Origin of the sequence: Bacteroides faecichinchillae JCM 17102 (assembly GCF_000614145.1) — a bacterium.
Classification (GTDB): Bacteria; Bacteroidota; Bacteroidia; order Bacteroidales; family Bacteroidaceae; genus Bacteroides; species Bacteroides faecichinchillae.
The window spans coordinates 12,786-37,428 of sequence record NZ_BAKK01000028.1; the positions used below are offsets into that span (position 1 = coordinate 12,786).

Genomic DNA, 24,643 nt, shown 5'->3' on the forward strand with positions numbered 1-24,643 from the left:
CATCCTATCCGATAAAATTAAAGTGATAAAAGTATGTTCTTTGATTAAATTGTATTACTTTTGCAGCGTTTTAGTACTGTATCCGTTCCTCTATGAACCTTAGTTCTTATATGGAGGGAAGATAAAAAGGCTAAATCCTTAAGAGATGCGCTACTGATTCATAAATGAATTTCGTTTATGGAGGTCAGGGCGCTTTTGTCTTTTAAGATGCTATAAAATCTAATAAAAACTAGGGGATGGTGTAGATAATGAATGAGCGGGGCAACGACCAGCAAATAGAAAAACGACGCGTATGGTATGCCATACAAACTTTCTATTGTAAAGAAGAACATTTGGGGAAATTTTTGGAAGAAAGGGGAATAAACTATTTTATTCCGATGCGCTATACAGAGCAAGAGACTTTGGATGGCAAAAAGCATCGTAGACTCACTCCTGCTGTTCATAATTTATTGTTTGTTGAGAAAACATTTACGGAAAAAGAGTTCTTAGAGAAAATTGAAGGGTGTCCTATCCCTTTTCTAATTATACGAGATCGTAGTACACGCCAGAGTTATGAAATTCCGGATAGAGAAATGTTGGAATTGCGTGCTATTTGTGATCCGAATTACAAAGGAACTCTCTATGTTGATACAACAACAGCTGAAGCCCGCCCAGGACAAGCAGTCCGGGTAATCCGTGGCCCGTTTGCCGGACTCGAAGGTAAACTTACGCAATACAAAAAAAGCTACTATGTAGTCGTTACTTTGGCTACTATTGGTGTTATGCTACACATTCCCAAATGGTATTGCGAGAAAATCAACTAATCATATCTTTTTAATTTTTCTGTACGGCATGTGATGTATTTGAAGGCTATTTTTCAATAGTCCTGCTTTTTTACATCCATACAAAAAGTACTTTTCATATTTATTGAAAATTTTAATTATCGATGAAAATACAAAAACTTTTTAGCGTATTTCTATTTGCTTTGATGCTAGGAAGTACTTCTTTACTCATGGCTCAAACCATGAGTGATCAGCAAGTACTTGAGTATGTGAAGGAAGGTATCAAGCAAGGCAAAGAACAGAAGCAAATGGCTGCTGAACTGGCACGCAAAGGTGTGACTAAAGAACAGGCGATGCGTGTAAAAGAGCTGTATGAAAAACAGAACAATGTGGATACAGCTAAATCCACTGGTACAGATATCAATGAATCTCGTTTGCGTGAGGAAATGAAGGAAAATACTTCCGATATGTTGGAGGATCAGCCTACTACGCAAGATCTGGTTCGTGAAGATCAAGTATTCGGCAGAAATATTTTCAATACAAAGAACCTGACTTTTGAACCTAGTTCTAATCTTGCTACTCCTCCTAATTATCGTTTAGGTCCTGGTGATGAAGTAATCATTGATATCTGGGGTGCCAGCCAGAATACTATTCGTCAGCAAATCTCTCCTGATGGAACCATTAATATTCAAAAGATTGGTCCTGTATATCTGAGTGGACTGACAGTTTCAGAGGCTAATGATTATCTAAAGAAATCCCTGAACAAGATATATAACGGTCTGAACAATACGACTGATCCCAGTTCGGACATTCGTCTTACTTTAGGTAATATTCGTACTATTCAGATTAATGTCATGGGTGAGGTTGTTCAGCCCGGTACATATGCACTTTCTTCTTTCTCAACCGTCTTTCATGCTCTTTATCGTGCAGGTGGAGTGAGTGATATCGGAAGTTTGCGTAATGTTCAACTAGTAAGAAACGGCAAGAAGTTAGCAACGATTGATGTATATGAATTTATCATGAAAGGCAATGCTCAAGATGATATCCGTTTACAGGAAGGAGATGTTGTCATTGTTCCTGCTTATGACGTTCTGGTTAAGATTAGCGGTAAAGTGAAACGTCCAATGCGTTTTGAGATGAAAAAGGATGAACCACTTTCTACTTTGATAAAGTATGCCGGAGGTTTTGAGGCTGATGCTTTTACCCGTTCTTTACGTGTAGTACGTCAGAATGGTCAGGAATACGAAGTAAATACAGTGAAAGACATAGACTATAGTGTTTACCAGATGCGTAATGGTGATGTTGTGACTGCTGAGGCTATCCTTAATCGTTTTACTAATAAGTTGGAGATTCGTGGAGCTGTTTATCGTCCGGGTATCTATCAATTAAGTGGTAAACTGAACACTGTTCGTGAACTAGTAAATGAAGCTCAAGGCTTGACAGGAGATGCTTTTCTGAATCGTGCTGTACTTTATCGGCAACGTGAAGACTTGACAACAGAAGTTCTTTCAGTGGATATTAAGCCTATTATGGACGGAACTGCTCCCAATATTGCTTTATTGAAAAATGATATTCTTTATATTCCGAGTATTCATGATCTTGAAGATAGAGGTAATGTAAGAGTGCATGGTGAAGTTGCAAAACCTGATTCATATCCTTATGCAGATAACATGACTTTGGAGGATTTGATTATTCAAGCAGGTGGCTTACGTGAAGCAGCTTCTACAGTTCGTGTAGATGTTTCACGTAGAATAAAGAATCCCCGTAGTACAGTAGATAATGATACTATTGGTCAAATGTTTTCTTTTGCTTTGAAAGATGGCTTTATAATAGATGGTCAGCCAGGTTTCGTCCTTCAACCTTATGATGAAATTTATGTACGTCGTAGTCCTGGTTATCAAGCCCAACAGAATGTTAGCATTGAAGGAGAAATTTTATTTGATGGTACTTATGCTTTAACTAACAGAGAAGAGCGCCTTTCAGATTTAGTTAAAAAAGCTGGAGGAACTACTAATTATGCTTATTTACGTGGTGCTAAATTGACTCGTGTTGCTAATGTAAGTGAAAAGAAACGTATGGCAGATGTCATTCGTTTGATGCGTCATCAGTTGGGAGAAGCGATGATTGATTCTTTGGGTATTGAAGTGGAAAATACATTTACTGTAGGTATCGACTTGGAAAAAGCATTAAAGAACCCAAAGAGTAATGCCGATCTTGTTTTGCGTGAAGGCGATATCATATCTATACCAAAGAATACAAATACAGTATCGATTGACGGGGCTGTAATGGTTCCGAATACTGTGTCTTATTTAGAAGGTAAGGATATTGATTACTATTTAAATCAGTCTGGTGGTTATTCAGAGGATGCAAAGAAGAGTAAGAAATTTATTGTTTACATGAATGGTCAGGTAACAAAGGTGAAAGGTAATGGTAAGAAGCAGATAGAGCCTGGTTGTGAAATAATTGTACCAAGTAAGGCAAAGAAAAAGACTAATATTGGAGAAATTTTTAGGTTTTGCTACTTCATTTAGTTCTTTAGGAATGATGATTGCTTCAATTGCAAATTTGATAAAGAATTAATTAGATTGATATGGCAGAGAAGCTAGATAAAGAACATAATTTGGAATCAGAAAAAGAAGTAAATAAAGATATGGAAATTGATTTACTTGAGATTTTTCGCAGAATGATTGCTATACGTAAGACATTATATAAAGCAGCTGGTTTTGGATTAATTGTTGGTTTAATTGTGGCAATCAGTATTCCTAAGCAATATACCGTAAATGTTACTCTTTCTCCTGAGATGGGAAATTCTAATGGTAATAATGGGATTGCTGGAATTGCTGCTTCATTTTTAGGCAGTGGGGTTACAATGGGGGAAAATGCGGATGCATTGAATGCTTCTCTTTCAGCTGATATTGTTTCTTCAACTCCTTTTTTATTGGAGCTTTTTAATATGGAGGTCTCAATATCTAATCAAAGTGATAAAATTACTTTTGAGTCTTATCTTGATGAATGTCATTCTCCTTGGTGGAATTATGTAATAGGCTTTCCTGGTATTGTAGCTAACGGAGTAAAAATGTTATTTGAAGACAGAGTAACTACTATTAATAAATTGGGGCAAGGAACTATTGAATTGACAAAAGAAGAAAACAAAAAAATTATTTATCTTAAAAAGAATATAAAAGCTTCAATAGATAAGAAAACTGCTATTACTCATATTTCTGTTACTTTACAAAATCCTAGAGTTGCTGCAGATATAGCAGACTCAGTAATTCATAAGCTACAAAAATGTATTATTGATTATCGTACTTTTAAAGCGAAAGAAGATTGTATATATTTAGAAAGACTATTTAAGGAACGCCAAGAGGAATATTATACTACTCAAAGAAAATATGCTGAATATGTCGATATGAATGATAATTTAATTCTTCAAAGTGTGCGTGCTGAGCAAGAACGTTTACAAAATGATATGAATTTAGCTTATCAAATATATAGTCAGGTTGCCAATCAGTTACAGGTAGCTAGGGCGAAGGTACAGGAAGTGAAACCTATATTTGCTATAGTTGAACCTGCGGTTGTACCTTTAAAATCTTCTAGTATGAGTGGAAAGTTTTATGTATTATTATTTATGTTTTGTTCTGTTTTCTGTGTAACTATTTGGATGCTGTTTGGTAAAGATATATTGGATAGTTTAAAAAGAGAAATAAAGAAGTAGATTTAAAAATTGCCTATTTACAATCATCATATTTTCATGATTTATATATTTATTATTCTAGCTTTCATTATTTCTGCCTGTGTAGCATGGCTTATTATTCCTCGTATTCTGTTAATTTCTCTTCGTAAGAAATTATTTGATATGCCTGATGAACGAAAAGTCCATAAACGTGCTATTCCCCGCTTGGGTGGAGTTTCCTTTTTTCCAACGATATTAATTTCCTGTTGCTTCGTTCTGGCATTACGTACATTAACAGGTTACAATATTCCGACATTACAAGCTGCGTATGTTTTGCCTGAGTGTTTATTCCTTGTTTGTGGAATGACTCTTTTGTATTTAACTGGTATTGCAGACGATCTTGTAGGTGTAAGGTATCGGCAGAAATTTATAATTCAGATTCTCAGTGCCAGTTTTTTTCCTATTGCGGGACTTTGGATAAACGATCTATATGGATTATTTGGAATTTATACGATCTCAGCTTGGATTGGAATTCCTTTTACAATACTGACTATTGTTTTTATTACTAATGCTATTAATCTTATTGATGGGATAGATGGCTTGGCATCTGGTTTGAGCAGTGTAGCCCTTTTGGTATTTGGTATTTTGTTTCTGGAAAAAGGCTTGTGGATGTACAGTATACTTGGATTCAGTACTTTTGGCGTTTTAATTCCATTTTTTTATTATAATGTATTTGGCAGTGCAGAACGGGCAAGAAAGATTTTCATGGGGGATACAGGTAGTCTGACTTTAGGTTACATTCTTAGTTTTCTTGCTATTAAATATAGTCAAAACAATCTGGAAGTTACATCTTATACTCAAGGAGCTTTTGTTATAGCTTTCAGTACGTTGATTGTCCCTGCATTTGATGTGATTCGTGTCGTAATAGTACGTATTCGTAATGGCAAAAGTCCTTTTGAACCGGATAAAAACCATATTCATCATAAGTTTTTGGCAATGGGCTTTACCCCCCGTAAGGCTATGATTACTATTTTATTGGTTTCTTGTACATTCAGTGCTTTAAATATCTTGTTAATGCCTTGGATTGATAATACTGTAATGTTACTAGGGGATATTATTATCTGGATTGCTTTAAACCTTTGGTGGGACAGGGTTAAAGATAAACGTATTCATCTAAAAAGTTTATATTGATATGAAAGGAATCGTATTAGCCGGTGGTTCAGGTACACGTCTGTACCCTATCACCAAAGGAGTCAGCAAGCAACTCCTTCCTATTTTTGACAAACCGATGATTTATTATCCGATCTCTGTTCTGATGCTTGCAGGTATTCGTGATATTTTAATCATCTCCACTCCCTATGATCTTCCTGGCTTTAGACGTCTTTTGGGAGACGGCTCTGATTATGGCGTTCATTTTAAATATGCCGAACAACCCTCTCCCGATGGACTGGCCCAAGCCTTTCTTATTGGTGAGGAATTCATTGGTAATGATTCCGTTTGTCTGGTGTTAGGTGATAATATTTTTCATGGTTCGGGGTTGTCTCAATTGTTGAAAGAAGCTGTCCTTACAGCGGAAGAAGATAAGAAAGCCACTGTCTTCGGTTATTGGGTAAGTGATCCTGAACGTTATGGAGTCGCAGAGTTCGACCAAGCGGGTAATTGCCTGAATATTGAAGAAAAGCCGTCTCACCCTAAATCCAATTATGCGGTCGTTGGTCTTTATTTCTATCCGAATAAGGTCGTTGATGTAGCAAAAAATATTATGCCTTCTTCCCGTGGCGAATTAGAGATAACCACTGTAAATCAGGAATTCCTGCAGGATAATGAGCTTAAAGTTCAACCCCTTGGACGTGGCTTTGCTTGGCTTGATACCGGAACGCACGATTCACTCTCAGAAGCCAGTACGTTTATCGAAGTCATAGAGAAACGTCAAGGTCTGAAAGTCGCTTGTCTGGAAGGGATTGCCCTTCGTCATGGCTGGATAACGCCTGACAAGATGCGTGAACTGGCTCAGCCCATGTTGAAGAACCAATACGGTCAGTATCTCTTAAGAGTAATTGACGAACTTGGTCTTTAATAAATCATCTATTACTTTTTAATCCATTATAACTAATCTATTAAAGCTGTGGAAGTCATCAAAACTACTATAGAAGGCGTGGTTATCATAACCCCTCGCATATTTAAAGATTCCCGTGGTTATTTCTTTGAATCTTTCAATCAAAATGAATTCGAACAGAAAGTCTGTCAAACAACATTCGTTCAAGATAATGAAAGCAAATCCTCGTACGGTGTACTTCGTGGGCTTCATTTTCAGAAACCTCCTTATGCGCAAAGCAAACTGGTACGTGTGTTAAAGGGGGCTGTTCTTGATGTCGCTGTCGATATCCGTAAAGGTTCTCCTACTTTTGGACACCATGTTGCCGTAGAACTGACGGAAGACAATCATTTACAGTTCTTCATTCCTCGGGGGTTTGCCCATGGCTTCAGCGTACTGAGCGAAGAAGTTATCTTTCAATATAAATGTGATAACTTTTATGCTCCCCAATATGAAGGAGCATTGGCTTGGAATGATCCTGATCTTAATATTGATTGGCTCGTTCCTGAAGATAAAATATTATTAAGTGATAAAGATAGGGCGCATCCCAGATTGAAAGATGCTGATTGTCTGTTCGATTACTCTGATGGCCTTTATAATAAATAACCCCTTTTCCCCAATCTTTGTAAATGAATCTATTGGTAACAGGAGCTAACGGTCAGTTAGGTACTGAGATGCGCCGTTTATTGGCTTCGAATCATAAAAATTTGTACATTCACGGATGTGCAAGAGTTGGATATTACAAATTTGGATGATATTCGTCAATGTCTGTTGGAAAACATGACTGATGTTGTCATCAATTGTGCTGCCTACACGAACGTTGATAAGGCGGAAGACGACTATGCAACCGCAGATCTTTTGAATCATAAAGCGGTGGAGAATCTAGCTGTCGCATGTAAAGAAAGAAGTGCTACCCTGATCCATATCTCTACGGATTATGTATTTCAGGGTGATGGTAATCTTCCCTGCATGGAAGATCATCCAACTAATCCATTGGGCATTTATGGTAAGACGAAACTGGCTGGGGAATTAAGTATTCAGAATAGTGGTTGTAACTATCTGATTTTCCGTACCGCCTGGCTTTACTCTCCTTTTGGTAATAATTTTGTGAAGACCATGAGGAGACTGACTTCTGAACGTACTACTCTACAAGTCGTTTTCGACCAGATTGGTACTCCCACATATGCCGGTGATCTAGCACGTTTAATTTACCACATTATAGAAACAAATCAATTGTACAAAACGGGAATTTATCATTTCAGTAATGAAGCGTCTGTTCATGGTATGATTTTGCCAAGGAAATAAATAGTTTGAGTGGAAACAGTTGCGATATCCATCCTTGTCACAGTAATGAATTTCCCAGTAAAGTTAAACGCCCTCATTTTTCTGTACTGGATAAGACGAAAACCAAAGAAACATTCAATTTTAGAATACCTTATTGGAAAGACTCTTTAATCAAGTGTATTCAGGAATTAACCCTTCAAAAATAATATCGATGAATTTGAAAAAAAATATACTCATCACCGGTGGTGCCGGCTTTATCGGTAGTCATGTGGTCCGTTTGTTCGTTACTAAATATCCCGATTACCATATCATCAACTTGGATAAGCTGACTTATGCCGGTAATCTTGCTAATTTGAAAGATATAGAAGCTAATCCTAACTATACCTTTGTCAAGGCTGATATTTGTGACTTTGATCAGATGCGGGAATTAATGAACACGTATCAGATAGACGGTATCATTCATCTGGCAGCCGAAAGTCATGTGGACCGTAGTATCAAAGATCCTTTTACTTTTGCCCAAACGAATGTGATGGGTACCCTTAGTCTTCTTCAAGCAGCTAAACTGTATTGGGAATCTTTGCCGGAAGGTTATACCAATAAACGCTTTTACCATATTTCTACGGATGAAGTATACGGCGCTTTGCAATTTGACGGTACCTTCTTTACAGAAACAACTAAGTATGACCCTCATAGTCCATACTCCGCCAGTAAGGCAGGGAGTGATCACTTTGTTCGTGCTTACCATGACACTTATGGGATGCCTACGATTGTGACCAACTGCTCTAATAATTATGGTCCTTATCAATTCCCTGAGAAACTGATCCCTTTATTTATTAATAATATCCGTCATGGCAAACCTCTACCTGTTTATGGTAAGGGAGAGAATGTACGAGACTGGCTGTATGTTGTTGATCATGCTCGGGCTATCGATACCATTTTCCATGAGGGTAAGATTGCTGATACCTATAATATCGGCGGATTCAATGAATGGAAGAATCTTGATTTGATTAAGGTAATTATCAAAACTGTTGATAAACTTCTTGGTAATACAGAAGGAGCGAGTGATCATTTGATAACTTATGTGACTGATCGTAAGGGGCATGATCTTCGTTATGCGATTGACTCAACGAAATTGAAAGATGAGTTGAAATGGGAACCTAGTTTGCAGTTTGAAGAAGGAATTGAGAAGACTGTGAAATGGTATTTGGAGAATCAGGAATGGATGGATAATATCACAAGTGGTGAGTATGAGCGGTATTATGAGGAGATGTATAAAGGGAAATAGAACTTAATTGTATTATGAAAATTTTAGATGCAAGAATTATTGATTTACCTAAAATATTGGATAAAAGAGGAAATCTTTCTATAATTGAGGAATACAAAAATATTCCTTTTAAGATAGAACGCACGTATTGGATATATGATGTTCCTGGTGGAGAAATGCGTGGTGGACATGCGTATAAAGAAAATCAGGAATTCATAGTAGCTTTATCTGGTAGCTTTGACATCGTTCTGGATGATGGGATAAATAATAAGATCTTTTCTTTAAACCGATCTTATTATGGATTATATGTTCCTAATGGTTTATGGCGTGAAATGAATAACTTCTCAACAAATTCTTTAGCATTAGTTTTAGCATCTACTACTTATAATCCAGAAGATTATATTTATGATTATTCCCAATTTATAGCTTATAATAAATGATTGGTTCCCTTTTAAAAAGCAAGTTTTTATGAATAAGCCCAATGTTTATGACTGCTCTGTTATTGAGCTTCCTAAAATAGAAAATAGAGCTGGTAATATCACTCCTATTCATGGTAATATAAATATTCCTTTTGAAATAAAACGAGTTTTTTATTCCTATGACATTCCAGGTGGTGAGGCTCGTGGTGCACATGCTCATAAAGAATGCCATCAGTTTTTAATAGCTGCGAGTGGGAGTTATGAAGTTGTGTTGGATGATGGGAAAAATAAACGTACTATTCTATTAAACCGCCCTTTCTATGGTTTGCATATTCCACCCGGTATTTGGGCTGCCGAACAAGGATTTTCTTCTGGATCGATATGTTTGGTTTTAGCTTCCCGAATATATGAAGAAGAAGATTATATACGTAATTATGATGACTATTTAAAATACAAATCAAATGGAACCAAGTAAATTAGGACTGTATTATGAAGAGTTTGATATAGGATTAACTCTTTATCACTCTTTATCGAAAACAATATTTGAAAGTGATAACAATTTTTTCAGTTTACTGACAATGAACCATCATCCGGTGCACACCAATATTGATTATGCCTCCAAAAACCAACATGGACAATTATTAGTGGTAGGAACATTAGTGTTTTCTTTGGTTGTAGGTATAACTGTACCGGATATTAGTGGTAAAGCAATTGCAAATTTAGGATATGAAGATATAAGGCATCTTTCCCCGGTGTTTATAGGAGATACGATTTATGCCAGAACTACTATCCTAGATAAACGGGAATCTGTAAGTAAAACAGACAGAGGTATTGTTTATGTGGAAACTTTTGGTTATAATCAAAAGGGTGATAATGTGATAAGTTTTCGTCGGAATGTTTTGGTAAAAAAACAGTTTTCTTGATATGGAGCATCTGTTTCGTAGTTTAATGTTTGTGCCTGCTCATAATGAAAGGCTAATGAATAGCGCAAGCAAAAAGCTTGGCTGACGTATTGTTACTGGATATTGAAGATTCTGTCCAACCTTTACAAAATAAGCAAATAGCTAGAGATAATATAATAAGATATGTACAATCGGGTGTATTTAAGAATAGAGCGATATATCCTCGTATTAATGACCGTGAGAGTGGAGAACTATTGAAAGATATTTATCAATTGACAATACCTGGTATTACAGGATTTATGTATCCTAAGTCGGTAAAAGGAGAAGATATCTATTTTATTGGTAAATTGTTGGAGACTGTTGAGTATGAGAAAGGCTATCCTATAGGTACTTTCAAGTTAATTCCGCTTATAGAGACTACTGGGGCTGTAATGAATATAAAAGATATTTGTATGGCATGTACTCGGGTTGTGGCAGTTGCTTTTGGTTGTGAAGATTATGTGACAAATTTGCAAGGTAAGCATGATAGTAGTGGGGAAAGTATCTTTGCAGCAAGATCTATTATAGCTTTAAGTGCAAGGGCCTGTAATGTCTTTCCGATAGACACGGTACATATCAAAGTACATGATTTGGATGATTTGGAAAGAAACCTAATCTTATCAAAAAAATTGGGCTTTGAGGGAATGTTAGTTTTGAATCCGAAAGAACTTCCTTTGGTGCATCAATATTATTCTCCGAATGAAGAGGAAATTAATTGGGCAACTGAAATGCTTGCTTTGTCTGATACAGTTGTGAAAGAAGGTAAAGGGGTGGCTGTGAAAGACAATAAATTCATAGGTCCTCCTATGGTGAAGATGGCAAAAAATATATTGGATAAAAGAGATTTAATAGTTAATCAGAAAAATGTCTAATATATCTATAATACTTCCTCATAACTGTTGTGGTTGCGAGGCTTGTTTAAATATCTGTCCGACCAATGCAATTAAGATGGATGCTGATTTAGAAGGCTTTTTATATCCTTCTGTTGATAATTGCAAATGTATTGATTGTGGAATTTGTTTAGAAGCATGTAAAGATTCTATTCCTTTTAATAATGAGCTTCAGAATATCTATTCGTATTATTCTGTAAATGAAGATGTTCGTTCTCGCTCTTCTTCAGGTGGTGCATTTTCTATGATTGCTGAAATAATTTTGAATAAAGGAGGAGTCGTATATGGTGCTGGTTTCAATTCTGATTATACTGAATTGATACATGTAAAAGTAACAACTTTTGATGAACTTGATAATATCAGGAGATCTAAATTTATACAAAGTCGAAAGTCTGATATATATACTGATGTTCAACAAAAGCTAGATTCTGGAGTAATTGTGTTATTTACAGGAACTCCATGTGAGGTTGGTGGACTGAAAACTTATCTACAAAAAGACTATGATTCTCTTTATACATGTGACTTGATTTGTGGTTGTGTTTCTTCTCCCAAAGTATATAAAAAGTATATCGATGAAATGAAACAAAATTTTAAATCTGAAGTTGTGTTTGTAAATTTTAAAGATAAAAGAAATGGCTGGCGTAATAAAGCTATCTCAATTAATTTTAGCAATGGTGAGGAATATTATAATTCAATCTTAGACGATTACTATGTGGTGTCATTTCATAGTCGATTTAACATAAGACCTTCTTGTTTCAATTGTAAATATCGAAGTTTATTGCGTATTTCTGATTTTACATTGGGGGATTTTTGGGGTATTGAAAACATAGATAAAACTCAGGATGATAATAAAGGAGTATCTTTTGTTTTAGTGAATACTCGAAAAGGAACTGATTTATTAGCAAAGAATGAAGATTTACATTTCTTGAAGTTGGATTTGGAGGAATACTCAATAAAATATAATTCTAGAATTGATAAAAATCCAGAGTTAGAAGATTGGAGTATGCGAAAGGCTTTTTATAAAGATTTGGAGAATTCCTCATTCAGTGTTGTTGCTGAAAAATATTTAAGAGAAATAAAGGAAAAAAGAAAATTAAGAAAAATGCAAAAATAGATGAAAAAAGTAGTAATAATAGGTGGTGAAGGTAATGGAGGGGTTATTGCATCATGTATTGAGGATAATCGATTAAGATTTAATGACTTAGAATGGGAAGTAGTTGGCTTTGTAAATGACTTTGAAGAAGAGGTGTGCGGCTATCCTGTATTATGTGGAACTGATAATATTCAAAAATTGCTAGATAATTCTGAATATTACTTTATGTGGGGAATTCATATGATAGGTCGTAATATTCTCACAGAAAAACTTTTTCAGAAAGTAAATATTCCAAAAGACCGTTTTGCAACTATAATCCACAAAACTGCTTTTGTTTCTCAAAGTGCTGTTTTGGAGCCAGGAGTATTTGTTATGTCTAACTGTTATATAGGACCTCAATCTTTTATAGGGCAATGTACACTGATGATGGCAAATTCTCTAATAGGACATAATACAGTCGTTGGTCCCTTATGTCATTTCTCTGTAGGGTCTATTACAAGTTCCTATATAACAATAGGCAAATGTTCTGATGTAACTTTGGGTGCAAAAGTAATTGAGAAGAGAAAAATCGGTGATTTTGCAGTTGCTGGAGCAGGAAGTTTGATTACTCATGATATTCCAGATTATGAAATTCATGTTGGTGCACCAGCAAAATTTATGAAACGCGTTAGAGAAGATTAATTATGATAAAATTTTTAGATTTACAAAAAATTACTCAGAAGGATTCTGATGAACTTCATGAGGCTGTCAGTCGTGTAGTAGATGCAGGCTGGTACCTTCAAGGAAAAGAAAATGAACAATTTGAGAATGATTATTCCTCATATATTGGTACTAAATATACTATAGGATGCGCCAATGGATTAGATGCTCTGATTCTTATTTTTCGTGCATATATAGAATTAGGTGTTATGCAGCCAGGTGATGAAGTGATAGTGCCCTCTAATACATATATAGCTTCTATTTTGGCTATTTCAGAAAATGGATTGATTCCTGTATTAGTAGAGCCTTCTCTTGAAACGTTACAGATTGATGACACCAAGATAGAACAGGTTATTACGGAAAGGACAAAGGCTATATTAATTGTGCATTTATATGGCCAGTGTGCATATACCAACAAAATAGGTGATATATGTAAGAAATATAAGTTGAAGTTAGTGGAAGATAATGCTCAAGCTCATGGTTGTTTATTTCATGGCCGTAAAACAGGTTCTTTAGGGGATGCGGCAGGACATAGTTTTTATCCAGGTAAAAACTTGGGAGCTTTTGGTGATGCTGGTGCTGTGACGACTGATGATGAGGAGGTAGCCCGGATAGTACGTGCAGTAGCTAATTATGGATCTCATAAAAAATATGTATTTAAGTATTGTGGACGAAATAGTCGACTTGATGAAATACATGCGGCCGTATTAAGTGTGAAGTTGAAACATTTAGATGAAGATACAGCAATTAGAAGAACTATAGCTCGGTACTACATTGATAATATAAAAAATCCTTTAGTTATAACTCCTGTTATTAACGACTGGGATGCTCATGTATTTCATATTTTTACACTTCGTTGTAAGGAACGTGACCGATTGCAACAATATTTATCGGATAATGGTATTCAAACAATCATTCATTATCCAATACCACCACATAAACAAGAATGTTATAAAGAGTGGAATCATCTTTCATTTCCTATTTCGGAACAAATTCATCAAGAAGAACTAAGCCTTCCAATGAGTCCTGTATTGTCATCAGAGGAAATGTCTATGATTGTAAAAGTGATAAACCAATTTAAGTAATGTTGGAACTTAGGCATATAAAGAGAATCTATAAACGGATTAAACGCGATATTCAATATAATCTGCAACATGAAAATATTGCTCGAGTATTTGAATTAATAGATACTTATGCTGATGTTTCCCAGAGAATAAATGATATATTTAGAGATGACGATATTGAAAAATGGCTTGAAGAAATAGCTGAACATTATATACATGTAACTGAAAATGAATCTACAACAGATTGTAAAAAGGTTATATTCTATGATCAGATAGGTTCCACGGTGTGTTTGAGCTTACAGTATATCAGGGCGCTGATTGCTAATGGCTATGAAATATTGTATATTTTCGAAAGTACTTGTTATTCATTGTATCCAACTTTACGTGCAGAACTTGAATCACATAATATTGGAATTTATTCTTTTAATTCCGATATAAGGAATACAAAAACAGTTTTGTCTTTGGCGAAACAGGTTCAAAAAGTAATTTTAGATTTTGCTCCATCCAAATTGATTATTCATTCTCCTGCGTTCGGGGCATTTGGAGCTTCTGTTCTATATTCATTGAAAGGTATTACCCGATATCGTATTGTACCTGGAGATCATCATTTTTATATTGGTTATAATTGTATAGACTATTTTCTTGAATTTAGAAATTTCGGGATAAAGGTAGCGACTGAAGAACGTCATATTGACAGGAAATTTATCTTTTTGCTTCCTTATTATCCCATCATTGATAAATTTGTAGATTTTCAAGGTTTTCCGGTGGATATAAAAAATAAAATTTGTTTTGCTGCTGCTGGTGCACCTTATAAATTCTATGGTTCAGATTATTTTTTCAGATTTTCTAAATGGTTACTCCATACATATGATAATTGTATATTATTCTTTATTGGATCTTATACGAAGGATTTAAAATCTTTCATTGAAAAAGAACATTTGGAGAATCAATTTATCTTTTTGGGTTACCGGAAAGATTTTACAACCTGTATACAGAATGTTGATATACTGATAAATAGTTATCCGCGGTCAGGAGGGTTGGTTTGTCAAACAGCTGCCTATTTTGAGAAGCCTATTGTTTCTTATACAACAGATAATGATGCCACTAGTCGTTCAGTAAGGGCAATACTTGGTGCAGAAAAAAATGATTCTAGTATTTCTTTTACAGTTGAATCTGAGTTGAAGAAGTATGTTGATAATTTAATCTTCGATTTATCGTTTAGGATATCTGAAGGTAAAAGAGTTAAGTCTATGTTACAAACTAAAGAAAATTTTGATTCTCGTCTGGAGGATATTTTAAGTAACAAGATAAAACCAGATTCTTTTGTGGATAATAGAACTTGTAATTTGGACAATAGGAAACAGATATATATACAATTACAGAACTATTTTTTACCTACTATTTTGGAAGGATTAGTAAAATGTTATGGAGTTTCATTGTTTTGGAAAATTCCATCCCTTTGTTCTTTTGTAATGGTTCATCATCGTTTCCTCTTTAAACAATTTTGTGCAAATTATTTAAAAAAACTCCCTAAATTTATTCAAAATGCCATTCGAGAAAAATTCAAAAAAAGTCTATAAAAATACTTTATTCTTATATTTTCGAATGATACTTTTAATGGGAGTAAATTTGTATACTTCTAGAATAGTATTACAGGCATTAGGTGTAGTCGATTTCGGAATCAGTAATGTCGTGGGTGGTATAATAGTAGCTTTGTCATTTATTAACAATTCAATGACATTAGCGTGAATCGTTATCTATCTTTCGAGATGGGCAAAGAAACGGAACAAAATACTAATAAGATATTTTCTCTATCAGTAAACATTCATGTGTTAATAGCTTTATTTGTTATATTGTTTGGTGAAACGCTTGGACTGTGGTTTATTAACCATAAACTAGTAATTCCAGTAGAACGTATGATTGCTGCTAATTGGATATATCAGTTTTCTATTTTATCATTTGTAATGTCAGTTTTACGTGTTCCATATAATGCAATGATTATAGCTCATGAAGAGATGAAATTATATGCATATATTAGTATTGTTGAAGGATTATTGAAATTATTAATAGCTTTTTCTTTATTATATATTCTCTTTGATAAGTTAATAATTTACGGAGGGTTAATGGCGTTTTCTGTTGGAATTATTACTTTATGTTATATTGTATTGTGCAAACGTAAATTTAAAGAATGTACATATCATTTTTTCTGGAATAAACAATTATTCAAAAGTATGACTCAATATGCAGGAATTAGTACAATGGGAAATTTATCAAGTGTAATTCTTGATCAAGGGCAAAATATTTTGTTGAATATATTTTTTGGACCAGTTTTAAATACTGCTCGTGGCATTGTTTATCAAATTAATATGGCATTAAGTTTATTTGTTGCTAATATGTATATGGCAGCTACTCCTCAAATAACTAAATCATATGCTGCAAATGATAGAGACTATTTAGTGAAGATAGTAAATCAAACAGCATTGTTCTCTTTAATATGTTTGTCTTTATTGATTGTTCCAGTAATTGTAGAATTACCTTATTTACTTCATTTATGGTTAGGAGATGAGTTTCCAAAAGAAACTATTCTTTTTGGTCAATTAGTACTCTTAAATCTGTTTACAGTAAATTTAGTAAAAACATTATTAATTGCAATTCAATCTTCTGCTAAAATTTTTAAAGTACATTTTTATACAGGAATGTTGATTATGTGTAATATTCCGATTGATTATATATTATTAAAATTTGTTCATGTTAATGCTTATTCAATTTTTGTAGTCCAATTATTTATTGATGTTATATTTGTTTGTATAGTTTTATGCTTGGCGAAGAAACAATTAAATTGGGATATAAAAAAATATATTGTTAAAATAATATTTCCTATTTCCTTGCTATTTATTTCAGACTTAATTATTATGATGTTTGTAACTAGTGTTATAGTTTTAGATAATATATTAAATGTTTTATTAATCTTTTCTTTATCCAGTACTTATATTTTGTCTATGTCTTACTGTTTCCTTTTTTCAAAAAAAAATAAGAAGGTATTATCTGGCAGAATTAGATCTTTTTTTAATCATTATAAATAAAATCTTAATATAATAGTTTTTATGAAGTCAATTAATATAATTTGATTATGGCTATTTTGCTGGTTTTATTATTTTTATTTTTGTTTTCGATATTGCTATCTCTTTATCCTCCTATGGAGTATAAATACAATTTATTCTTCTATTATCTTATAGCAATATTCTTGATTTTTACATCCGTTGTATTTTGTTCAGATAGCCCTGATTATGAGGGGTATCTGTTTAATTATGCTGAAATTGTTAAAAACAATGAAAGCTTTAGTGAAATATCCTTCATTGGTATTTCTAAAATAACTTATTGGATGTTTAATGATATATGTTTCTTGTTCTTTATATATGCCATTATAGGGGTTACATTAAAATTTATTGCAATAAGGCAATTGACTAATTTCTGGTTTCTTTCTATAGTTGTATATTTGAGTTGTTTTTTCATGTTACATGAGATGATTCAAATTCGGGCAGGAGTAGCTACAGGTTTATTATTATTGTGTATTAAGCCGTTATATGAAAGAAAATGGAAGCTTTTTATATTACTTGGTATTTGTGCTTGTTGTTTCCATTATTCTGCATTGGTGATTTTTCCCTTGTGGTTTCTTAAGGGAAATCGAATTAATAAAATAGTATGGTGCTTTCCTTTATTATTTGCATATTCATTTTACTTGATGCATCTTACTCCTATGTTTTTTCTGAATAGTTTGTCTGCTATAACAATGAATAATGAACGTTTGGATGGATATATTTTTGATTTACAAAATGCAGATAATGCTAGCGTCTCAGTTTTTAATAACGCTCAATTGATTAGATGTGGAGTATATCTTTTTTTATTATTTAAATCAGACTTAATTGCTCGATTTAATCCATATATTTATCTTTTATTGAAAATATATGTAATTGGTTTATCAACTTTAGTTTTTTTTGCATCTGTCCCTGTCATAGCTTTTCGTATGAGTGAATTTTTTCAGACTGTAGAAATTATTCTTTATCCATTAATTTGTTATGCTTTTGTCAATAGTAGAATACGACAATTAATCCCTATCTGTATTAGTACTATTTTTTTGTTTGTTTTTTATTTTAAATTTTTCAAATAATATTTGTAGTAGAATATGATTGATATTTTATTGTCTACATATAATGGTGAGAAATATTTGCATCAACAATTAGAATCATTAATCAACCAGACATATACGGATTGGAGATTGTTAATACGTGATGACGGATCTACTGATTTGACATTAGATATATTGAAATATTATATTTCTATTTATTCTGATAAAATTTTTCTTATAAATGATAATAAAGGAAATATTGGATCTACTCGGTCTTTCTCAACTTTATTAGAATATTCAGATTCTGAATATATTATGTTTTGTGATCAAGATGATATTTGGCTACCTAATAAAATAGAGTTGACTTATGCTGAATGTCATAAGATGGCAGAAAATAATACTAATAAACCTGTAATGGTTTTTACAGATTTGGTATTATATGGAAATGAAAGTCAAAGTGTAATTGGAACTTCATTTATTCGTTATCAAAATATGGATCCTTTAGTAGTAAATAATCCATGGCAATGTATAGCAATGAGTGTTGCTGCAGGATGCACAATGATGATAAATAAATTAGCAAAAGCTTTTATTTTACCAATGCCTAGTGAATTAGTTCACGATCATTGGATAGTATGCAATATTGCTTTTTATGGTAAGTGTAAATATATAGACAGCCCTACTATATATTATCGTATTCATAACAATAATAGTATTGGCATTAATAAAGTAACGAAAACATATTTACTAAGTAAGTTGCTGAGTTTTTTTAAACAGGTTTATTATTATAAGGCTATGTTTAATACTCTCTCATTTGAAGTAAATAAATTACATGTTTTATTTTACAAAATAAAATTTAATATATATCGTTTTTTAGGTATACGCTTGTACAAATAGTAATATTTTGTGTTTTAATGAATCTCTTAATATATTATTGGGGTATTCGTGGGCAATAAATATATCTATTTAATTTATTTCTTCTCTTTTTTAATTTAATTCTTTTGATTCTTAATTTGATAATTAGTTGTATTTTTTTTATTATTTGCTTTGATGAAAACTAGTCATATTGCTATATTATTAACAACATATAATGGAGAAAAATATTTAAGTCAGTTACTAGACTCTATTGTAAACCAAAGTTGTAAAAATTGGGATTTATATATTCGAGATGATCAATCAACGGATAATACATATTTCCTTATCGAACAGTATACATCTTTATATTCAAATATTCATTTTGTTGTAGATGGTGAAAAAAGGGGAGCAGCTAATGGTTTTATATGGTTACTGTCTCATGTTCAATCTGAGTGTTATATGTTTTGTGATCAGGATGATATATGGTTACCATCTAAAATAGAAAGAACATATGGGAGATATGTCGAGGTATCAAAGAAAAAAGCAAATATTCCAATAGTAATTCATACTGATTTAATAGTAGTAGATACTAATTTGAAAGTTATAGCGTCATCTTTTTGGGAATATACTCGCTTAGGTAAGATTGTAGACGATCAATCTTATATAAAATATTGTAACTCAGTAACAGGATGCACTATGTTATTTAATAATTGTGCAAAACAATATGGTATTAAAGCTTCTAGTAATGTTGTGATGCATGATTCTTGGATAGCAATAGTGACTAATGCTAATCATGGGACTATTATACCTCTACATGAAAAATTGGTTTTATATAGGCAACATACCTCTAATACTTTAGGAGCAAAAAAATACAGAATGACACTAAGACATATTTTAAGTAATTTGAGAAGAATTCAGAATACAAATGTTGCTTGGTTTAAAATGGTTAATAGTATATCTAAAATGACAGTAATGGATTATATCTGTCATAAGATTATTTTGTTATTTATTAAGTAGATATTAATAATTATGCGGAAGAAAATTGCAATCATTGGTACTGTTGGTATCCCTGCATGTTATGGTGGCTTTGAAACTTTAGTCGAAAATTTAGTTGGAAATAATAGGAATGTAGAATATGTAATTTTTTGTAGTACTAAGCATTATAAAAATCGTCCGCCTAAGTATAAAAATGTCCAATTAAGATATATACCATTGAATGCTAATGGATTTCAAAGTGTGTTTTATGATATCTGGTCTTTGATAAAGGCTACTTTTTGTTGTGATGAAATTTTGGTGTTAGGGGTATCCGGGTGTTGTTTTTTGCCTATATACAGATGGTTTTCGAAAAAAAAACTTATTATAAATATAGATGGATTAGAACATAAAAGAAATAAATGGAATCGATATGTTAGAATGTTTCTTCGGTTTTCGGAAAAAATGGCTGTTAAATTTGCAGATGTTGTAGTCACTGATAATAAAGGTATACAAGATTATGTAAAACAACAGTATGATGTTGATTCTGAATTAATTTCTTATGGAGGAGATCATGTTTTGTGCTCTGTTTCCGATAATATAAAATTGGAAATATTGGATTATTATAAGTTGAATGAATGCAGATATTCTTTTTCAGTTTGTCGTATTGAACCTGAAAATAATGTAGACATGATACTTGAAGCCTTTGCAATATCTGGACAAGAACTAGTTTTTGTTGGGAATTGGGATAGAAGTGAATATGGACGTATTTTAAGAAATAAATATAGTTCTATTTCTAATATACATATATTAAATTCAATTTATGATATAACAACATTATATGTACTTCGTTCAAATTGCGCTTTTTATATACATGGGCATAGTGCAGGAGGAACAAATCCTTCTCTAGTTGAAGCAATGTTTTTTGGAAAACCAATTATAGCTTTTGGGGTTATTTATAATAAGGAAACAACTGAAGGTAAAGCCAATTATTTTTTATCGATTAATGATTTAGTAAATATTCTAAAATGTCCATATTCTGATTTCTTTGTAAATGCTAATAATATGTATGAGATTGCAAATAGATGTTATAAATGGGAGCATATCGCTTATTTATATGAAAAGCTTTATTAATTATTGTAAAAAATACTAATTGTTATACTAAGTTTTTCTTATAAGAAATGTTTATGTTGAATGAAAAACGAATCGATCATTTGAATACTTAATTTTAAGAGAGAATCTATAAAATCAAGAATAGATACAATTAACAGAGTCTTTCAGTAAACATTCAAAATAGAACTCAAAAATGATACATATCTCTTTGTTGCGGATCAAAGTACAAAAACTTATTATTGAATACATAACTTTTCTGAATACTCTTTCGTAATTCTCTAAATTCCAGAAAAGAATATCCGCATTTTTTGATTTAAAAGTCTTTATATATTCCTTTTTTGTTTCATTGATGGTATTATTATATGTTATTAGGCAATATATTTGAATAACTTTTATGGCTGGTAGTGACAGCTTATAAATGTTCTGTTTTTAAGATTACATTGGTAAGTTCTTATTCTAGAATTGTTGAAATAGAAAATAAATTGCATAAATAACTGCAATAATATGCATAAATATTGGCATACATTGTATGTATAAAGATGAAATATGCACTTCTTAGCAATGAAAAACTACTTGTTGGTTTAAAACCAAGGAGGTGTTCCTCACCGAGGAACGTCTCCTTGGTCACCGAGAAAACAGTTTTCTCTTAGTGACAAAGTCCTTGAAGCGTTGTTTTGATGTCATTTTCCTTCTATCTTGTAGGTAAGTATAGAAATGTTTGAAATGATAATATGATGATGATTTTGTTTATATTAGAATAAAATGATGGTTTAAAAGTGATATTGTATGTTATTTGCTGGCTCTAATTATGAATTAGTAATATTGTGACTTTCTGAAATTGCAAATGCTGTGGATTTTTTGTTTCATTTGGGTAACTTTTTGAATAGTATCCTGCTTTGATCGTTTAAATATTCTATTTTTAAGGAAGAACTCGTGGAATCAAAAAAGGAATCAAGAAGTCGTAAATAAATTAAGAGCTTGGTCAAAATGGGTGGTTTCATGTTTTTTGCGTGTGCTAAACTTTGTTTAATAGAAATTTGGAAAATGAGCTATCTTATTTTTTTTCTTTTTATTGCTTATTTCAATTAATTTCTTTTAATTTGTTGCGTAATAACCAATAAAACTACTACAAAATGAAAAAATTAGCAGCGTTTTTATTAACTATCGTGCTTTGTTGTTGGTACAGTACAGCGTTTGGCTGGGGGAAAGTAGGACATGATGCCGTCGCGTATATTGCCGAATGTAACTTAACGCCAAAAGCGAAAAAAAATATCGAAAAGTACCTCGATGGACATTCGATTGTCTATTATGCTTCATGGATGGATCAGATTCGGCATACGCCCGCTTATAAACACACTACATCATGGCATACTAATAGTGTTGATGCTGATGGCAATTATGTCCCGAATCCCAAAGGTGATGCCATGTCTTTTCTGGAGGATTGTATTGCTAAGATGAGAGATTACCGCAATCAGAACGATTCGACTATTACGGTCTCAATCCGCTTTATCGTACATTTGGTGGGTGATATGCATTGTCCGGGACATGTAAAGTATCCATGGTATAAGAATATTAATTTCTCACTTAATGGCAAAGAGTACGGTTTTCATAATTATTGGGACGAGTGGGCTCTTACACTCAGTAATAGATGGTATTATATGGAATACCAGCACCAACTTGATCGTTGTTCGAAAAAAGAGAAGCGTGAATTAGGCAAAGGTACACCTCGCGATTGGCTCACTGATAATGCTCGTAACTGTCGTGTGATCTATGACTGGACTAAATCCAATCAGAAGTTGTCGTACGAAGAATCGCGTGATTTTATTAATTTCTCCCATGGCTTTGCTGAAAAGCAGGTCCTGAAAGCTGGATACAGGTTGGCAGCACTTTTGAATGAACTGTTTGGATAATAACCTATGCATTTAGCTCAGTTTTAAAGAATTAATTTGAGCAATAATAAACATAGATAAAATGACCGCTTCTTTTGATATGAAGATGCGGTTATTTTTTTATCGGAATCTCAAACTGGTGAAAATATTTATTTGAGACTTATTCATTTTAGGATACTTAAAATATAGTGACGTTATTCTATAAGTATAGTAACGGTATAATTATAGAATAACGTCACTATATGATCTGGATAGCGTCACCATTTTGTTGTATGAACGGATAGAAATAAAGTAGCTATAAGAAGACAATTTTTCTATCATGGAAACTCTCTAAAAGAGAGTAATGGATTTAGGGAGAGAAGACTGATAATAATAAGAAATCCGTATTTTCAAATTTAGGTAATTGTTGACTAAATAAGCGTTTCTAAATCAAAGAATTGTTCTATAATCATAATCTATTTACAATCAATTTAGCATAGAGCTATACTTCCAATTTCCGATGTATAATAATCTGTAAAATACTCAATTCTTGGGTCTTTTTTTATAATTGGGATTAGACTGTTTTTACTATCTTGTTGCCATATTCATTAATAAATTTAAAATTGTGGTAACAAAATTTGAATCATTTCTAGCTAAGTCAGACTTGGCAAAGAATACTGTCAGCTCTTATGTTTGGACAGTAAATCATTTCTTGGTAAATTATGGAGATGTAAATAAAGAGAACCTTCTGGCTTATAAAGGCTTCTTGATTGAAAATTTTAAGTTGCAAACTGTTAATCTTCGCTTACAAGCCATAAATAAGTACCTGGAATTTATTAAACAAGAAAAGCTGAAACTTAAATTTGTAAAGGTACAGCAAAGAAACTTTCTGGAGAATGTAATTAGCGATGCTGATTATAAATTCTTAAAATCAAAATTAAAGGCAGATGGGCATGATGGATGGTATTTTATTGTGTGGTTTATGGCTGCAACTGGGGCACGTGTGAGTGAACTACAACAAATCAAAGTAGAACATGTATTGGCTGGGTATTTGGATATGTACACAAAAGGTGGTAAGATACGTAGACTCTATATTCCTAAAGGTCTGCGAGTAGAAGCGATTAAATGGATTGCAGAGAAACAGGTCCAATCTGGATATTTGTTTGTGAATCGTTTCGGAGAACGTTTAACTACTCGTGGAATCGCACAACAATTAAAACATTTTGCTGTGAAATATAATCTAAATCCTAAAGTCGTTTATCCACACTCTTTTCGTCACCGTTTTGCAAAGAATTTCTTGGAGCGTTTTAACGATATAGCTTTACTTGCTGACTTAATGGGACATGAAAGTATAGAAACAACTCGTATTTATCTCCGTCGTACGGCAAGTGAACAGCAACAAATTGTAGATAAAATTGTAAACTGGTAAATCTAATAATTTTTTAAAAGTGTGGATATAACCTACATTTTTCAGAGAGATTTCTATCGCACCAAAAATAAAAGAATATGCTGGTTGATTGAGATGAATG

The 24,643-nt window shown here is 32.8% G+C and carries 22 protein-coding genes and 2 pseudogenes; all 24 read left to right on the forward strand.

Going from position 1 to position 24,643, the window contains the following annotated elements:
• The first annotated feature begins 248 nt into the window (after window positions 1-248).
• The 24 genes and pseudogenes from JCM17102_RS13860 (at window position 249) to JCM17102_RS13970 (ending at window position 24,543) form a co-directional block, all read left to right on the forward strand.
• Entirely contained in the window at window positions 249-803 is a 555-nt protein-coding gene (locus JCM17102_RS13860) for a UpxY family transcription antiterminator (protein WP_025075571.1), read from the forward strand.
• Between the two features lie 122 nt (window positions 804-925).
• Window positions 926-3,341 (forward strand): annotated as a pseudogene (locus tag JCM17102_RS27700) (SLBB domain-containing protein).
• A gap of 10 nt (window positions 3,342-3,351) precedes the next feature.
• Complete coding sequence (locus JCM17102_RS13870; RefSeq protein ID WP_025075572.1) at window positions 3,352-4,476, forward strand: GumC domain-containing protein; 1,125 nt, start codon at window positions 3,352-3,354, stop codon at window positions 4,474-4,476.
• A gap of 36 nt (window positions 4,477-4,512) precedes the next feature.
• Window positions 4,513-5,625 (forward strand): MraY family glycosyltransferase, encoded by a 1,113-nt coding sequence (locus JCM17102_RS13875; RefSeq protein ID WP_025075573.1) that lies wholly within the window; start codon window positions 4,513-4,515, stop codon window positions 5,623-5,625.
• 1 nt (window position 5,626) lies between these two features.
• Window positions 5,627-6,511 (forward strand): glucose-1-phosphate thymidylyltransferase RfbA, encoded by an 885-nt coding sequence (gene rfbA, locus JCM17102_RS13880; RefSeq protein ID WP_025075574.1) that lies wholly within the window; start codon window positions 5,627-5,629, stop codon window positions 6,509-6,511.
• A 48-nt stretch (window positions 6,512-6,559) separates the two neighbouring features.
• A complete protein-coding gene (gene rfbC, locus JCM17102_RS13885) occupies window positions 6,560-7,135 on the forward strand; it encodes a dTDP-4-dehydrorhamnose 3,5-epimerase (protein WP_025075575.1) in 576 nt (191 codons plus the stop codon).
• Between the two features lie 23 nt (window positions 7,136-7,158).
• Window positions 7,159-8,019: pseudogene (gene rfbD / locus JCM17102_RS27705) on the forward strand (dTDP-4-dehydrorhamnose reductase).
• A gap of 5 nt (window positions 8,020-8,024) precedes the next feature.
• A complete protein-coding gene (gene rfbB, locus JCM17102_RS13895) occupies window positions 8,025-9,098 on the forward strand; it encodes a dTDP-glucose 4,6-dehydratase (RefSeq protein WP_025075576.1) in 1,074 nt (357 codons plus the stop codon).
• A 14-nt stretch (window positions 9,099-9,112) separates the two neighbouring features.
• Window positions 9,113-9,517: a sugar 3,4-ketoisomerase gene (locus JCM17102_RS13900; protein WP_025075577.1), complete on the forward strand. Its 405-nt coding sequence runs from the start codon at window positions 9,113-9,115 to the stop codon at window positions 9,515-9,517.
• 28 nt (window positions 9,518-9,545) lie between these two features.
• A complete protein-coding gene (locus JCM17102_RS13905; protein WP_025075578.1) occupies window positions 9,546-9,971 on the forward strand; it encodes a sugar 3,4-ketoisomerase in 426 nt (141 codons plus the stop codon).
• Window positions 9,958-10,419 (forward strand): MaoC family dehydratase, encoded by a 462-nt coding sequence (locus tag JCM17102_RS13910; RefSeq protein ID WP_025075579.1) that lies wholly within the window; start codon window positions 9,958-9,960, stop codon window positions 10,417-10,419. Before JCM17102_RS13905 ends, JCM17102_RS13910 begins: the two co-directional genes overlap by 14 nt.
• 77 nt (window positions 10,420-10,496) lie before the next feature.
• Window positions 10,497-11,309, forward strand: coding sequence for an HpcH/HpaI aldolase/citrate lyase family protein (locus tag JCM17102_RS27710; protein WP_275564400.1), 813 nt, complete (start codon window positions 10,497-10,499; stop codon window positions 11,307-11,309).
• A complete protein-coding gene (locus tag JCM17102_RS23955; RefSeq protein WP_051572918.1) occupies window positions 11,302-12,441 on the forward strand; it encodes a Coenzyme F420 hydrogenase/dehydrogenase, beta subunit C-terminal domain in 1,140 nt (379 codons plus the stop codon). The genes JCM17102_RS27710 and JCM17102_RS23955 overlap by 8 nt, the downstream gene beginning before the upstream one ends.
• The gene (locus JCM17102_RS13925; protein ID WP_025075581.1) at window positions 12,442-13,101 is read left to right on the forward strand and encodes a PglD-related sugar-binding protein; all 660 of its coding nucleotides are present in this window, start codon (window positions 12,442-12,444) and stop codon (window positions 13,099-13,101) included.
• Between the two features lie 2 nt (window positions 13,102-13,103).
• Window positions 13,104-14,204: a DegT/DnrJ/EryC1/StrS family aminotransferase gene (locus JCM17102_RS13930; protein WP_025075582.1), complete on the forward strand. Its 1,101-nt coding sequence runs from the start codon at window positions 13,104-13,106 to the stop codon at window positions 14,202-14,204.
• Window positions 14,204-15,763: a glycosyltransferase gene (locus JCM17102_RS13935; RefSeq protein ID WP_025075583.1), complete on the forward strand. Its 1,560-nt coding sequence runs from the start codon at window positions 14,204-14,206 to the stop codon at window positions 15,761-15,763. Before JCM17102_RS13930 ends, JCM17102_RS13935 begins: the two co-directional genes overlap by 1 nt.
• Window positions 15,764-15,800: 37 nt before the next feature.
• Entirely contained in the window at window positions 15,801-15,932 is a 132-nt protein-coding gene (locus JCM17102_RS31775; RefSeq protein ID WP_275564401.1) for a hypothetical protein, read from the forward strand.
• Window positions 15,933-15,952: 20 nt separating this feature from the next.
• Window positions 15,953-17,266 (forward strand): MATE family efflux transporter, encoded by a 1,314-nt coding sequence (locus JCM17102_RS27715; protein ID WP_148302065.1) that lies wholly within the window; start codon window positions 15,953-15,955, stop codon window positions 17,264-17,266.
• A gap of 47 nt (window positions 17,267-17,313) precedes the next feature.
• Window positions 17,314-18,351, forward strand: coding sequence for an EpsG family protein (locus tag JCM17102_RS23965; protein WP_025075584.1), 1,038 nt, complete (start codon window positions 17,314-17,316; stop codon window positions 18,349-18,351).
• A gap of 15 nt (window positions 18,352-18,366) precedes the next feature.
• On the forward strand, window positions 18,367-19,203 hold the full coding sequence (locus JCM17102_RS23970; RefSeq protein ID WP_025075585.1) for a glycosyltransferase family 2 protein: 837 nt from the start codon (window positions 18,367-18,369) through the stop codon (window positions 19,201-19,203).
• A gap of 153 nt (window positions 19,204-19,356) precedes the next feature.
• Window positions 19,357-20,178: a glycosyltransferase family 2 protein gene (locus JCM17102_RS13955; protein WP_025075586.1), complete on the forward strand. Its 822-nt coding sequence runs from the start codon at window positions 19,357-19,359 to the stop codon at window positions 20,176-20,178.
• Window positions 20,179-20,190: 12 nt separating this feature from the next.
• Entirely contained in the window at window positions 20,191-21,267 is a 1,077-nt protein-coding gene (locus JCM17102_RS13960) for a DUF1972 domain-containing protein (protein ID WP_025075587.1), read from the forward strand.
• Window positions 21,268-22,379: 1,112 nt separating this feature from the next.
• Complete coding sequence (locus JCM17102_RS13965; RefSeq protein WP_025075588.1) at window positions 22,380-23,156, forward strand: S1/P1 nuclease; 777 nt, start codon at window positions 22,380-22,382, stop codon at window positions 23,154-23,156.
• A gap of 583 nt (window positions 23,157-23,739) precedes the next feature.
• Window positions 23,740-24,543: a tyrosine-type recombinase/integrase gene (locus JCM17102_RS13970; protein ID WP_025075589.1), complete on the forward strand. Its 804-nt coding sequence runs from the start codon at window positions 23,740-23,742 to the stop codon at window positions 24,541-24,543.
• Window positions 24,544-24,643: the final 100 nt, after the last annotated feature.

Coding starts and splice junctions, on each gene's coding strand:
- JCM17102_RS13900 (WP_025075577.1), top strand. CDS start 9,113: ATGAAAATTTTAGATGCAAGAATTATTGATTTACCTAAAATATTGGAT.
- rfbB (WP_025075576.1), top strand. CDS start 8,025: ATGAATTTGAAAAAAAATATACTCATCACCGGTGGTGCCGGCTTTATC.
- JCM17102_RS13935 (WP_025075583.1), top strand. CDS start 14,204: ATGTTGGAACTTAGGCATATAAAGAGAATCTATAAACGGATTAAACGC.
- JCM17102_RS13965 (WP_025075588.1), top strand. CDS start 22,380: ATGAAAAAATTAGCAGCGTTTTTATTAACTATCGTGCTTTGTTGTTGG.
- JCM17102_RS13960 (WP_025075587.1), top strand. CDS start 20,191: ATGCGGAAGAAAATTGCAATCATTGGTACTGTTGGTATCCCTGCATGT.
- JCM17102_RS13910 (WP_025075579.1), top strand. CDS start 9,958: ATGGAACCAAGTAAATTAGGACTGTATTATGAAGAGTTTGATATAGGA.
- JCM17102_RS27715 (WP_148302065.1), top strand. CDS start 15,953: ATGGGCAAAGAAACGGAACAAAATACTAATAAGATATTTTCTCTATCA.
- JCM17102_RS23965 (WP_025075584.1), top strand. CDS start 17,314: ATGGCTATTTTGCTGGTTTTATTATTTTTATTTTTGTTTTCGATATTG.
- JCM17102_RS23955 (WP_051572918.1), top strand. CDS start 11,302: ATGTCTAATATATCTATAATACTTCCTCATAACTGTTGTGGTTGCGAG.
- JCM17102_RS13875 (WP_025075573.1), top strand. CDS start 4,513: ATGATTTATATATTTATTATTCTAGCTTTCATTATTTCTGCCTGTGTA.
- JCM17102_RS13955 (WP_025075586.1), top strand. CDS start 19,357: ATGAAAACTAGTCATATTGCTATATTATTAACAACATATAATGGAGAA.
- JCM17102_RS31775 (WP_275564401.1), top strand. CDS start 15,801: ATGGGAGTAAATTTGTATACTTCTAGAATAGTATTACAGGCATTAGGT.
- JCM17102_RS13860 (WP_025075571.1), top strand. CDS start 249: ATGAATGAGCGGGGCAACGACCAGCAAATAGAAAAACGACGCGTATGG.
- JCM17102_RS13930 (WP_025075582.1), top strand. CDS start 13,104: ATGATAAAATTTTTAGATTTACAAAAAATTACTCAGAAGGATTCTGAT.
- JCM17102_RS23970 (WP_025075585.1), top strand. CDS start 18,367: ATGATTGATATTTTATTGTCTACATATAATGGTGAGAAATATTTGCAT.
- JCM17102_RS13870 (WP_025075572.1), top strand. CDS start 3,352: ATGGCAGAGAAGCTAGATAAAGAACATAATTTGGAATCAGAAAAAGAA.
- JCM17102_RS13905 (WP_025075578.1), top strand. CDS start 9,546: ATGAATAAGCCCAATGTTTATGACTGCTCTGTTATTGAGCTTCCTAAA.
- rfbA (WP_025075574.1), top strand. CDS start 5,627: ATGAAAGGAATCGTATTAGCCGGTGGTTCAGGTACACGTCTGTACCCT.
- JCM17102_RS13925 (WP_025075581.1), top strand. CDS start 12,442: ATGAAAAAAGTAGTAATAATAGGTGGTGAAGGTAATGGAGGGGTTATT.